The 13,019-nt window shown below is 50.5% G+C and carries 8 protein-coding genes and 3 pseudogenes; 3 read left to right on the top strand and 8 right to left on the bottom strand.

Annotation, left to right across the window (positions count from 1 at the left end; translation table 11 throughout):
• The first annotated feature begins 52 nt into the window (after positions 1 to 52).
• Positions 53 to 190 (top strand): hypothetical protein, encoded by a 138-nt coding sequence (locus ACQ0PY_RS06715; protein WP_157959986.1) that lies wholly within the window; start codon positions 53 to 55, stop codon positions 188 to 190.
• A 441-nt stretch (positions 191 to 631) separates the two neighbouring features.
• Here ACQ0PY_RS06715 and ACQ0PY_RS06710 read toward each other — a convergent pair.
• The 5 genes and pseudogenes from ACQ0PY_RS06710 to ACQ0PY_RS06690 form a co-directional block, all read right to left on the bottom strand.
• A pseudogene (locus ACQ0PY_RS06710) lies at positions 632 to 1,525 on the bottom strand (IS3 family transposase); the annotation flags it as partial.
• Positions 1,526 to 1,537: 12 nt separating this feature from the next.
• Positions 1,538 to 2,689: an IS30-like element IS30 family transposase gene (locus ACQ0PY_RS06705; protein ID WP_001254932.1), complete on the bottom strand. Its 1,152-nt coding sequence runs from the start codon at positions 2,687 to 2,689 to the stop codon at positions 1,538 to 1,540.
• Positions 2,690 to 2,753: 64 nt separating this feature from the next.
• Positions 2,754 to 3,002, bottom strand: a pseudogene (locus ACQ0PY_RS06700) (transposase); the annotation flags it as partial.
• A 281-nt stretch (positions 3,003 to 3,283) separates the two neighbouring features.
• A pseudogene (locus ACQ0PY_RS06695) lies at positions 3,284 to 4,318 on the bottom strand (IS481 family transposase).
• Between the two features lie 498 nt (positions 4,319 to 4,816).
• Positions 4,817 to 6,024 (bottom strand): IS3 family transposase gene (locus ACQ0PY_RS06690; RefSeq protein WP_094487604.1). Its coding sequence is split into 2 segments (ribosomal slippage): positions 4,817 to 5,703 and positions 5,703 to 6,024, totalling 1,209 coding nucleotides; the frame shifts between segments, so codons are not numbered across the junction.
• Between the two features lie 245 nt (positions 6,025 to 6,269).
• Between ACQ0PY_RS06690 and ACQ0PY_RS06685 the strand changes: the two genes are divergently transcribed.
• Positions 6,270 to 6,662 (top strand): helix-turn-helix domain-containing protein, encoded by a 393-nt coding sequence (locus ACQ0PY_RS06685; RefSeq protein ID WP_052517431.1) that lies wholly within the window; start codon positions 6,270 to 6,272, stop codon positions 6,660 to 6,662.
• Between the two features lie 66 nt (positions 6,663 to 6,728).
• Positions 6,729 to 7,976, top strand: coding sequence for a mechanosensitive ion channel family protein (locus ACQ0PY_RS06680; RefSeq protein ID WP_043001497.1), 1,248 nt, complete (start codon positions 6,729 to 6,731; stop codon positions 7,974 to 7,976).
• Between the two features lie 44 nt (positions 7,977 to 8,020).
• On the opposite strand, the gene pheP is transcribed toward ACQ0PY_RS06680, so the two are convergent.
• The 3 genes from pheP to ACQ0PY_RS06665 all read right to left on the bottom strand — a co-directional run bounded on the left by pheP (position 8,021) and on the right by ACQ0PY_RS06665 (position 12,861).
• Positions 8,021 to 9,412, bottom strand: coding sequence for a phenylalanine transporter (gene pheP / locus ACQ0PY_RS06675; RefSeq protein WP_043001498.1), 1,392 nt, complete (start codon positions 9,410 to 9,412; stop codon positions 8,021 to 8,023).
• A gap of 116 nt (positions 9,413 to 9,528) precedes the next feature.
• Positions 9,529 to 11,712 (bottom strand): TonB-dependent receptor, encoded by a 2,184-nt coding sequence (locus tag ACQ0PY_RS06670; RefSeq protein ID WP_109739977.1) that lies wholly within the window; start codon positions 11,710 to 11,712, stop codon positions 9,529 to 9,531.
• A gap of 63 nt (positions 11,713 to 11,775) precedes the next feature.
• A complete protein-coding gene (locus tag ACQ0PY_RS06665; RefSeq protein WP_109739976.1) occupies positions 11,776 to 12,861 on the bottom strand; it encodes a YncE family protein in 1,086 nt (361 codons plus the stop codon).
• Positions 12,862 to 13,019 lie beyond the last annotated feature (158 nt).

Raw genomic sequence — 13,019 nt, 5'->3', positions numbered from 1 at the left:
TAATATTAATGAGCTAGATTTATTTGCTCAGGAGAATGCTGAGTGGATCACAATGCATATGGAAGAAGATGCCTGGAGCGACCAGATTAATATTCTGATGTTTCTGCAAAAGCGGGAAGAGGCACTGGCGCTAAGGCTGCGGGCTCAACGCTTAATGCCATGGGATGAGCGCTTTAATCCGGGTGAGTAAAAATAAAAGAAGCTGGCATCATAGTCGGCTTCCTGCATCATTTCACTGATAAGTCAGGTTTAGCATTGCCGTGGCGTTGGCAATAGCGGCTTTCACTTTATCTTTAGTCTGAATATCACTGACCGCAACTGTCGCCATCATCGTCGTTGATACAGTTGATTAAGAGTGACAATTTACGCTGGATTCATACACTGTCAGCGCCTGTCAGATAGGTTGATCGCGCTGTACAATTATCTGGGAGCGTTTATCTGTAACGAAGAATGGAATAAGTGCAGGTTATCGATATGGTCGCATAACAGTTTGTGGCACCCAAAAAGAGCATGTCCAACAGAAGGTTCATTCTTCGCCCCCAAACTGATTTTAAAATTGTGTACACACCGAACCTATCTACACACAGTTTTTATCAGGCATAGTTCACCACAATGAATCGCCACGGATAATCTAGACACTTCCGAGCCGTTGATAATACTGGTTTTCATATTCTGTCGGTGACATCTGTTCGCTAGAACCATGCCGACGCTTACTGTTATAAAACATTTCGATGTAATCAAAAATATCACTGCGGGCTTCTTCCCGCGTTCCGTAGATCTTTTTCTTTATCCGTTCACGTTTCAACAACTGGAAAAAACTTTCTGCAACCGCATTATCATGGCAGTTACCGCGACGGCTCATGCTACCCTCCAGGCCGTGTGATTTCAGGAACGACTGCCACTCATGGCTTGTGTACTGACTGCCCTGATCCGAATGAACCAGCACCTGTTTTTCGGGATTACGCCGCCATACAGCCATCAGCAGTGCGTTCAGGACAATGTCCTTTGTCATCCGGGATTGCATGGACCAGCCGATAATTTTGCGTGAGAACAGATCAACAACAACGGCAAGATACAGCCAGCCTTCGTGGGTCCTGATGTAGGTTATGTCCGTTACCCAACGCTCATCAGGAGCATCCGGATTGAACTGTCGCTGGAGCCTGTTGGGTGACACGATACTGGCCTCGCCTTTACGTGCCCGCGGGCTTCGGTATCCGACCTGAGCCTTTATTCCGACACGTTTCATCAGTCTCCAGACTCTGTTTACTCCGCACTGTTGCCCGCTGTCACGCAGATCCAGATGGATTTTGCGATAACCATAGACGCATCCCGATTCCAGCCAGAACTGTTTAATCTGTCCTGTCAGTCTCAGGTCTGCCTGATGGCGTTGTGAATGCGGCTGCTGAAGCCAGGCGTAAAAACCACTGGGATGAACATCCAGCACCCGACAGAGCAGGCGAACAGGCCAGCAACAGGAGTTGTCACGGATAAAGGCGTACCTCAGTCGGACAGCTTTGCGAAGTACGCCGCTGTAGATTCAATCTGTCAATGCAACACCCCTTTCAATTATCTCTTTCGGTGTTTTGAACTTCAGTGTCTTTCTCGGTCTGTTGTTTAGCTGAGCAGCAACCAGATCTAGTTCATGTTGAGTATATTGGGCAAGACATGTCTTTTTAGGAAAGTACTGCCGAATTAGCCCATTTGTGTTCTCATTTGTTCCCCGCTGCCAAGGACTCTGAGGATCGCAGAAGTAAACTTTAACGCCGGTGCTGACAGTAAATTCTAGATGTCTGGCCAGTTCCATTCCTCTGTCCCATGTCAGTGATTTTCTGAGTTCTGACGGTAAACTCAGGAATTTGTCGGTAAGAGCCTGATTTACTGAGACAGAATCTTTGCCCCTGAGTCTAAGGATGATCGTATAACGTGATTTTCGGTCTACAAGTGTGGCTATATGAGAGTTTTTTGTACCTGAGACTAAATCGCCCTCCCAATGCCCCAGAGAGCGTCTGTTATCGATATTTCGGGAACGTTCGTGAATTGGTGTTCCGTTCACTATGTTAATCGTACCTCTTTCGCCTTTGCGGGTATGACGCCTGCCATGGCGAAGGCTATGCGACCGTCGCAGATGCTGTATATTCAGGTGGTGTAGCGCTTCACGGCTACGAAAGTACAGCGTTTTATAAATTGTCTCAGGTGATATTCGCAGCGTTTTTTGACGTGGTTTTGTTCGCCTTAACCATCCTGATATTTGCTCTGGAGACCATTTCATCTCCAGCTTTTCCAGAACAAGCTTTCGCAATGGTAAATTTTGATCCAGTAAGCACGGTTTTGGCCTTTTCGCCATTCTGTTGGCTCGGTTATTAGCATCAACAGCTTTGTAATAGCGTCTGCCCCGATTACGCTGAACTTCACGTGAGATCGTCGAAGGACTGCGATTCAGCGCAGTAGCTATCGCACGAATGCTCATTTTGGCTGACAAACCAGCTCGTATCTCCTCGCGCTCAGACAGTGTCAGGTGAGCTACAGCCCGCTTACGCTCATGGGGTTTTATGCCGCCAGTATCCCTTAACATAGTGAAGATCGTTCCGGGTTTTGAACCCAGGATATTCGCTATTTCACTGAAGCCTGTTCCGTTCTTCCATAGTTCAAAAACAGAGGCTTTTTCCTCTGCTGTAAATGTTCGTCTCATTCAAAAAACCTCCGCAACCCCATGTTTTCACATAACTGTTGCGTTGACCAATTGAATCTACAGCGGCTTTTTTTAATATGTCCCGTTCGTCGGTAACCCGTTTCAGCTCTTTCTGGAGACGGCGGATCTCGGCCTGAGCATCTGACTGTTCTTTATTAGTGGAAGAATCCGGACCGTACTTCTTTATCCAGGCATAAAGGCTGTGGGTGGTGATATCGAGACGTGTTGCAACGCTGGCAACAGAATAACCGCGATCAACAACCTGTTTGACTGCTTCAGTTTTAAACTCTTCGGGATAACGCTTACCGCTCATGGGCACCTCTCTTTAAGCCATCTTAAATGACTCTGAGGTGTCTGTTAAACCCGTGGCGATTCACAAAGGTCACAGAAACATTTGCACTTCCTGGCGTCACATCATCAACTACAGACTGATAACTCGCTGAAAATTTAAGTTCAACGGAGTCCTCACCTCCTTTTAAAGGGATGCCTTCAGAAGGTTTATCGGGGGGGAGTAATTTCCCCTTACTGTCATAAATTGTATTAGCTCAGACCTGATCTGACAGTTACCGGTTATTTATACAGGTATCTGTCAGATTACATCTGGTTTAAGTTTTTCTCAGCCCAGATGCGTTTTCCATCAAGTAATGTTTCCACTGGCGTCCGGCCACAGCACATTTTCCCTGATGAGTTCGCTCATTATTATAGTGAGCCAGCCATTCATCAAGATCCGATTGTAATGAAGCAAGATCACCATATAACTTTTTGCGGAACGTTACCTGATAAAACTCGTTCAGGATCGTTTTATGGAACCGCTCGCAGATACCATTGGTTTGCGGTGACATTGCCTTCGTTTTCGTATGCTCAATGTCATTTATCGCCAGATAAAGCTGGTAATCGTGCTGCTCCACTTTACCGCAGTATTCGGTTCCTCTGTCAGTATCCTCAGCATCGGCAGGCCATGAGACTCATAAAACGGCAGTACACGATCATTCAGTAAATCAGCCGCTGTAATCGGCGTTTTAGTGACATAGAGCTTGCAGTGAGCCACTTTCGAGTACGTATCAACGGACGTCTGCTGATAGATACGCCCGACGCCTTTCAGATTGCCCACATAGAACGTGTCCTGTGGCCCCAAATAACCCGGATGAGCGGTTTCAATCTCACCACAGGCCTCGTCATCGCTAGCTTTACGTTCCAGCGCGGCGATCTGGCTGTCGGTCAGTTCAATACCATCGCGGGCCATTTTCTCTTCCAGCGCTTGCAGGCGTTTTTTGAAGTTCTCAAGGTTATGTCGTAACCAGACGGAACGGACACCACTGCCGGAGATAAAACGCCCTGTTTACGTAACTCGTTACTGGTCCGGTGCTGACCGTGAGCCAGGAATTCGACAACATAATCAACAACAGCTCGCTCAGTGGCCTCATCGGTACGGTTCTTTAGGTTAGGAGCACGACGGCTACGATTTAGCAGTGCATCCACGCCACCTTCATCGGCCAGTTCGCGATAACGGTAAAATGTATCGCGCGAGACGCCCATGATTTTGCAGGCTTTCGACACGTTACTGAGTTCTTCAGCCAGATTGAGCAAACCGGCTTTGTGTTTGATGACGGGATTGGTAGTATGAAGCATGAGAGTTACCTCGTGTTTTGTATAAGGATTCGACACCCATATCAAAACCGGTAACTCTCAACCTTTCAAGGCCATGTGTCAGATCAAGTCGCGACTAATACAACTTACTTTTGTGAGAACTGATACTATTGAGTCAGCGCTGTCGGTTGCTTAAGTCTGCAGCAAGAATACTGAGGTCAGTTATTTGCGACCTTTTAGACACATAATCCGTACGTACAGCACGTACTACGATCTGTGCAACTTTATCAATTTTAATTAGTTTCATGAATTATTCGCAGTCGTAAACTTTAACGCCAAATAAGCTCTTACACTTTCCTCATATAATATTCACCTTATAATATAATATAATCTTCAGATACCTTAATTAGAATTGCTATGCCATTATGAAGCCAGACACTCATGTCATCAATATAATCAATGCCGTTTCCGACACTTCTCGCATTTTGCATGCCCGGGAGCGGTGATCTTGACCCTCCATCTCCGAACAGCTTTTGTATCTTAAGTTAACGATGTCCGCTGCCGCCGGTATTCCCTCGGGGAGTGATATCCCAGCGCGCTGTGCGGGTGGTTTTCATTGTAATGCGTGAACGCTACTGCAAGGTTTCGCAGTGCTGTTCTCACATCCGGTTTTGGCATGAACGCGATATAGTCTTCTTTCATCGTTTTCACGAACCGTTCGGCCATGCCATTACTCTGCGGGCTGCTCACCGCTGTTGTGCAGGGCTCCAGATTCAGCTCTCTCGCGAACCTCCGCGTTTCATACGCGGTATACGCTGAACCGTTATCCGTCAGCCACTGCACCGCTGTGTCGGGCAACCTGTCGCCGAAGCGCTTTTCCACCGACCTCAGCATCACATCCTGCACGGTCGAACTGTCATAGCCTCCCGTGCTTGCTGCCCAGTCTATGGCCTCACGGTCGCAGCAGTCCAGCGCGAACGTTACCCGCAGTTTTTCGCCGTTGTCGCAGCCGAACTCGAAGCCATCTGAACACCAGCGCATATCGCTTTCTGCCACCGCTATCTTGCCCTTATGTTCACGCTTCGGTCGCTCTGGTTTGTGATGCAACAACAACAGGTTATGCTCACGCATTATCCTGTAAAGCCGTTTGGCATTCACAGGTGGCTGTCCCTCTGTGCGACGTTGCTTGCGCAGGATGCCCCACACGCGTCGATAACCATAACTCGGCATATCGCTGATAATGTTGAGGATAGCCGACAGTATTTCTGCGTCTGCTTCTTCATTACGCCGGTTACAGCGCCTGTCCTGCCAGTCGGCAGAACGGTTAATCCGCAGTGACAGTTGCGCACGCGACACGCCCATGGTCCGGCAGACCATGGCTATTCCCCGTCCTTTGGCAACAAGGGCGCGTGCGCTATCCATTTTCGCGACTGACCGTACTCCACGGCTTCTTTCAGGATCTCAACTTCCATCGTCTTCTTGCCCAGAAGGCGCTGAAGCTCCCGGACCTGCTTCAGAGCAGCAGTAAGCTCAGAAGCAGGAACGACTTCCTCTCCAGCCGCAACGGCGGTGAGGCTGCCTTCCTGATATTGCTTCTTCCACTTAAACAGCAGGCTGGGCTGGATACCATGCAGGCGGGCGACATGGGAGACATTCATACCCGGCTCCATCGTCTGCTGGATAATGGCGATCTTCTCCTGAGGAGTTTTACGTTTACGGACTTCTTGCCCTAACAGGATCCCGGTCATCTCAAAATTGGCGTTAGTGTTAGACATATATTCAAGCCTATCTCTTATCTGGAGATACAGCTACTGTCCGGTGTTTCAGGGGGCTACATCAGCATGCCCGGGAGCGGCAAATCATATCTCTCGGACACTATGCCGAATCGATGACTTTTGTATTACATAAAGGCACGGTAAGTGTTTACCGTAGCCACGACCAACTACTACTTAAGCATCTTAAAGCACCTATGATTGTTGGCATGAACTCGTTAATGAATACGAATGCTGATTTCTTCTACAAAGCCAACGGGGAAATCCTTTTCGAAATCATTCCGACATTACACGTAATGAGTGTCATTGCGGAGAAAAACCTTTGGCAGGACGCATCCTATACCTATATGTATGCCATAGATAAACTTCTTGAAGCACATCGTACCTCTGCTGGCCTCTCAACCTACGAACTGATCCGCACCAATCTTATTGCATTGTTGGCAGAGAAAGAAGAACTGCGTCTTGCGGTTAACGCGAGTGATTACATCCAGGAAAAAACGCATCTTTCGCGTAGCCGCGTGATGAAGATTTTGAGCGACTTGCGGCTGGGTGGCCATATCGAGATGGCGCGCGGTATTCTTACTAAGATCAATCGTCTTCCCGAACAGTACTGACCTGGCTCATTTGCATAATTTCCTTACAGCAGTCATCATAGGTCACTGTTTTGTAAAGGAGAGGTTATGCAGGAATTAATTACTCAGGTCGAGGATTTAGCGGGTATTGAAATGAATCACACCACCTCGCTGGTGATGATTTTCGGTATTATTTTTCTCACAGCCATCATTGTGCATATTATTTTGCACTGGGTGGTATTGCGCACCTTTGAAAGGCGCGCCGTTGCCAGCTCCCGTCTGTGGCTACAAATTATTACGCAGAATAAGTTATTTCACCGTCTGGCATTCACCCTGCAGGGTATTATCGTCAATATTCAGTCCGCACTGTGGTTGCAAAAAGGCAGCGAAGCCGCAGAGATTCTTACTGTCTGCGCACAATTGTGGATCATGATATATGCCCTGCTTTCATTATTTTCGTTACTCGATGTCATATTAAATCTGGCGCAAAAGTTCCCCTCTGCCTCTCAGCTTCCTCTCAAGGGGATATTTCAGGGTATAAAACTCATTGGCGCGATTATTGTCGGTATATTAATGATATCGCTATTAATCGGCCAATCGCCCGCGATTCTGATTAGCGGCCTGGGCGCGATGGCCGCCGTGCTGATGTTGGTATTTAAAGACCCGATTCTGGGGCTGGTTGCGGGCATTCAGCTTTCTGCTAACGACATGCTGAAACTGGGTGACTGGCTGGAGATGCCGAAATACGGTGCTGATGGCGCGGTCATTGATATTGGTCTGACGACGGTGAAAGTCCGCAACTGGGACAATACTATCACTACGATTCCGACCTGGTCGCTGGTCTCTGATTCGTTTAAAAACTGGAGCGGCATGTCGGCATCAGGTGGTCGGCGCATTAAACGCAGTATCAATATTGACGCCACCAGTATTCATTTTCTGGATGATGATGAAAAGCAGCAACTGTATAAAGCGCGCCTGCTGAAACCTTATCTGGAGACGCGCCATCAGGAGATAGATGAATGGAATCAACAACTGGATGCGCCGGAATCGGTATTGAACCATCGGCGGATGACCAATATTGGGACTTTTCGCGCCTACCTGAATGAATATCTGCGCAACCATCCACGCATTCGCAAAGATATGACCTTAATGGTACGTCAGCTGGCGCCAGACGATCACGGTCTCCCCCTCGAAATTTATGCTTTTACCAACACCGTCGTCTGGCTGGAATATGAAAGCATTCAGGCCGATATTTTTGACCATATTTTTGCTGTCGTAGACGAGTTTGGATTGCGCATTCACCAGTCACCTACGGGCAACGATATTCGCTCGCTGGCGGGAGTATTTCAACGATAACGCAAAAGCGCCGATCTCATTACGCGAATGAGATCGGCTTCCTCTCAGCGTACTTTGCGAGAAAGTTTAAACGCAACAAACAGGAAGATGACCCATACCGGCAGCAACATGGCTGACAAACGCATGTCGTCGATGGTGCACATCAGCACAAGGATCATCGCCAGGAAGGCGATGCAGATATAGTTTCCTGCCGGGTAGAGCAACGCTTTGAACTGGGTATCACGCCCTTTGCGACGCATCGCGGCACGAAAACGCAGATGCGCCAGACAAATCATGATCCAGTTCAACAGCAGCGTCGCCACCACCAATGCCATCAGCAGACCGAAGGCCTCTTTCGGCAGCAGGTAGTTGATGAGCACCACCAGCGAAGTGATCGCACCAGAGAGCAGTAATGAATTCACCGGCACGCCACGACGGCTGACACGGGTCAGAAACTTCGGTGCATTGCCCTGGACTGATAGACCAAACAGCATACGGCTGTTGGAGTAAACGCCGCTGTTATAAACCGACAAGGATGCCACCAGAATCACGAAGTTCAGCGCTGAAGCCACGACGTTACTGTTCAGATCGTGGAAAATCATCACGAACGGGCTGCTGTCAGATTTCACTTCCACCCACGGGTAGAGCGCCAGCAAAACCACCAGCGAACCGATGTAGAACAGCAGGATACGGTACACCACCTGATTAACCGCTTTCGGAATGCTTTTGTGCGGGTCACGCGCTTCCGCTGCGGTGATGCCGATAAGTTCCAGCCCACCGAAGGAGAACATGATCACCGCCAGCGACAGAATCAGCCCTTTCCAGCCCGTCGCCAGAAAACCACCATGCTGCCACAGGTTATCGATGGTCGCCCGCTCACCGCCGTTCCCCGAGAACAGCAGCCATAAACCAAAGCCGATCATGCCGATGATCGCCAGCACTTTGATGAGCGCAAACCAGAATTCGGTTTCACCGTACAGACGGACGTTCACCAGGTTGACGGCGTTAATGATGATAAAGAAGGACGCGGCCCAGACCCAGGTGGGAACCTCGGGTAACCAGTACTGCATGTAGATACCGGCGGCCGTCAGTTCAGCCATCCCGACCAGCACAAACATGACCCAGTAGTTCCAGCCTGACAGGAAGCCCGCAAACGGTCCCCAGTATTTATAGGCAAAGTGAGCGAAGGAACCCGATACCGGCTCTTCGACAACCATTTCGCCGAGCTGGCGCATGATCAGAAAGGCAATAACCCCGGCGATGCCGTAACCCAGCAGCACCGCTGGACCCGCCATCTGAATCGCGGGCCCGATGCCGAGAAACAGCCCGGTACCAATCGCGCCACCCAGGGCGATTAATTGAATATGTCGATTTTGCAAACCACGTTGCAGCGTCGGACTCTGTTCCGACGACGCTTCAAAACGGCCGTTGTCTGAAGCGGATGACGCGTCTTTCACGCCCTACCCCTGTCTCTTTTTTAGAAGGGGCACGTTTTAACACTTCATGCTGGAGGTAGCAAGTTAAAGGCACTGGAATGGAGGGGGCATCCTTGCCCCTGATAACGAGGTGGAACTCAGAACTCGTAACCAACGGACACTTTAAAGGTGCGCGCTTCTCCCTGGGTGACGTACGTGCCGGAATCATCAACACTGGCCCAGTAGTTTTCGTTGGTAACGTTGTCGATGCCCGCGCGAACGGTCATCTGATTTTGGTTCTGGTTAAGCGCGAAGCGATAGCGCATACCCAGATCCAGAGTAGTGTAGCTGTCGAGCTTTTTGCTATTAGCCAGATCCGCATACTGAGAACCGGAATGGTTCACGCGCGCGGTAGCGGTCAGACCTTCAATCGGCTTGATGTCGTACTCGGCACCCAGCACGGCGTAAAAATTCGGCACGCCGATCGCATCATTGCCCTGGTTCAAACCGTTGTTGGTTTTGGTCATCTCGGCTTGCAGCCAGGTGGCGCTGGCGTTCAGACGCATGCCCAGCATCGGTTCGCCGAAGATGTTCAGCTCAACGCCACGATTACGCTGCTCGGCATCCAGACCATAATGTTTGGTTTCACTGTCAAGAATTGCCGATGGCATTTTGATTTCAAACAGCGCCAGCGAACCGCCAACACGCCCGAAGTCCGCCTTCACGCCCACTTCATTCTGCTTAGAATGGACGATACCGGTGCTCTGACCATAGTTGGTTGCCGTGTTGGGCGCTGCTTTACCCGGCTGTAACGCTTCGGTGTGGTTGGCGTAGAAAGATATCTCTTCCCAAGGCTTGTAGACGACGCCGTAAGTCGGCATCCAGCGGCTACCGTCAAAACCGTCGGCGGCGTTTTCCGCGCCGGTAATTTTGTCATAACCCCGAATCACCACTTTCTGATGGCGTGCCCCGACGGTAAATAGCAGTTTGTCATCCAGCACGCCCAACGTATCGCTTAGCAACCAGCCCTGAGTCCGGGTGCGCCCGCTGGTCAACGGATCGCTGTAGTTACCGCCTTTACCGTTCGAGTTAGTACTGGCCGGCGCGTCAACGCCGCGGTTGTGATAGATGTTGGTATACGGGTTATCCGCCGCTTTAGACATTTTCCACGCGATTTTTTCGTTTTTGCTTTGTGCCGAGTAGCCAACGTTCACCTTGTGCGAGACAAAGCCCGTAGCGAAATTGCCGCGAATTCCCGCCATGCCGCTGACCGTGTCGCTGATACGGTTGGTATCAAGACGACTGGCGGTGGCCGTCCCGCTCTTATCCAGCAGTTTCGGCGCGCTGTAGAGACCTTCCTCGTGCGCGTGCTGAGCGCCAAGTGCTGTGTAGGCAGTCCAGTTGTCAGTGATGTCGTATTCGCTACGCCACATGCCGAACTCGTTTTCAATGTCGCTATACGCCCATTTCTGCGAGAAGTTACGGTCATTTTTTGGCGGCGCGGGAACGAAATCGACCAGAGAAATGTTGACGCTGGTTGGGCTGCCGTGGAAGGTTTTTTTCTGATAACCCACGTCCAGTGAGGTGCGGAAGTTATCGCCTCTGTAGTCCAGACCGGTGGAAAGCAGCGTAGTACGACGGCGATCGTCCTGAATCCGGGTTTCGCCTTCACGGTGGACCAGATTCACCCGCGCACCAAACTGATCGTTGTCGCCAAAGCGACGACCGGCATCCAGCGTGGTGCCAATCTGTGAATCCGACGTGTAGTCCACGCCGACTTTAGCCTGCGGGATGTCGCCTGCATGTTTCGGTTCAAGGTTGATCATCCCGCCGACGGCAGAACTTGCGGCGCCGTTCATCAGGGCGTTTGCCCCTTTGAAGATTTCGATGCGATCCACCATCTGCGCATCCACCACCTGACGCGGCAGAACACCAGACAGCCCGCCAAAGGTCATATCATCGCCGTCAAATTTCAAACCACGAATGCGAAAGCTTTCCGCGCTGTTGCCGTAGCCCTGGACATACTGCACGCCCGCATCGTTTGCCACGACGTCGGCGATGGTTTTCGCCTGTTGATCTTCAACCAGTTTAGAGGTGTAGCTGATGACGTTGAACGGTACGTCCATCGCACTTTGTTGACCGAGCATGCCGAGTCTGCCGCCGTTGGCGACTTGTCCATCAAGAAACGCCGCCAGCGGCGTGTCGCCACCCGGTTTGAAATCATTTTGGGTTGTCGCCTGGACCACAATGGTGTCCTCCGCTTTTTTCGCGGTGTCTGCCGCCCAGGCCGAGCCAGAGATTGCGCCCATCGTCAGCGCCAGAATAGTTTTGGTGTTGTTCATGTGAATGCCATCAAAAAGAGTCAATGTGGCGGGGGACAACATCCGTCCCCCGACTGATTTTTATTATTTATTCAGCTCAATACGCACAACGCTGTCCGGCACATCGGTTGAGTGGTCTTTATTAAATTTCTGTTTCACAGTGACATACAGCGTCTGGCCGTCAGCAGAGAGCAACAGGCTGTTTGGATTCGGCGGCAGGTCCCAGCTTTTTTTCACGCTGTAATCGCTCGCGTTGAGACTGAGCAGCTTCCCGGAATCACGCTGGGTGATGTAAATTTCGTTGCGTTTGGCGTTGAATGTCACCGCCAGAGAATCCCCAACGTCCAGTTGCTTCAGCACCTTGCCGGTGTGGATATCGAGCACCAGCGTGGTTTTCGCTTTGGCGTTATCGGTCACGAACAGACGTCCGGTTTGTGGGTCTTCCGCCATATTCAGCAACAGCGCCGGCTTGTCGCCCAGCGGCTTCCAGCGTTTCTCAACGTGCTGATTACGCGGGTTGATTACCAGGATTTCACCACCGCCATTCGCGGCGTAGATGCGCTGGGTCGTTTCGGAGTAGTGCAGACCGGTCATCCATTTGCCCGTATTTTTAATGCGCGTTTTCAGCTTCAGCGTTTCGGCATCAACCACCCAGATCACCGCAGGATCGGCGACCGCGCCGATATACAGCAGGCCGTTATGCAGCAACACCTGACGAGCGCCATACGGGAAACCTTCCGCGTTCCGCTCAGGAAACAGGACGCGATTTTTAACTTTGCCATCCGCAGTGTTCAACGCGCTCAGGCCACCGTCCAGCGAGTTGGTGACGTACACCGTTTTGCCATCAGGCGAAATCGCCATACCAAAGTTTTTCAGATCCGTGTGGCTGCGACCGATCGTCTTAAGGGTTTTGGCATCCAGTTTGTAGATCACTCCGCCCTGAACATCTTTAAAGCCTTCGGCACTGGCGACATACAACGCGTCCCCGGCAGGATTTAATGCCATCTCATACAGGCCATCCGCCAGCTCGCGTTTTAACGTATCGGTCGCCACCGCGGGCGTCGCCGCTTTTTCAACGGTATTTGACGGCGTAGTGACGGGCGTAGTGGTCGCGCAACCGCTTAATGCCGCCGCGATCAGCACGGCCAGCGCCGTAATATTTTTTTTCATCCTGGGTTCCTTACCAAAAAAGACACGCATCAAATAATAAAGAGAATGAGAACTATACTTATTCTCTTTTTCGAAGCAAGTGTCTTTCGCGCAAAAAATACCCTTAATGAAACAGAGGTTCGAATTGTGAGAGCTCAAACGAAAATGGCGAGTGAACG

The sequence above is a fragment of the Citrobacter sp. LST-B2 genome, assembly GCF_057983045.1.
This window is presented reverse-complemented; position numbering and strand designations above follow the sequence as displayed.

What these genes read in the sequence shown, in the direction of transcription:
- ACQ0PY_RS06715 (WP_157959986.1), top strand. Translation starts at nt 53, where the DNA reads ATGCATATGGAAGAAGATGCCTGGAGCGACCAGATTAATATTCTGATG.
- ACQ0PY_RS06705 (WP_001254932.1), bottom strand. Translation starts at nt 2,689, where the DNA reads ATGAGACGAACATTTACAGCAGAGGAAAAAGCCTCTGTTTTTGAACTA.
- ACQ0PY_RS06685 (WP_052517431.1), top strand. Translation starts at nt 6,270, where the DNA reads ATGAATACGAATGCTGATTTCTTCTACAAAGCCAACGGGGAAATCCTT.
- ACQ0PY_RS06680 (WP_043001497.1), top strand. Translation starts at nt 6,729, where the DNA reads ATGCAGGAATTAATTACTCAGGTCGAGGATTTAGCGGGTATTGAAATG.
- ACQ0PY_RS06670 (WP_109739977.1), bottom strand. Translation starts at nt 11,712, where the DNA reads ATGAACAACACCAAAACTATTCTGGCGCTGACGATGGGCGCAATCTCT.
- ACQ0PY_RS06665 (WP_109739976.1), bottom strand. Translation starts at nt 12,861, where the DNA reads ATGAAAAAAAATATTACGGCGCTGGCCGTGCTGATCGCGGCGGCATTA.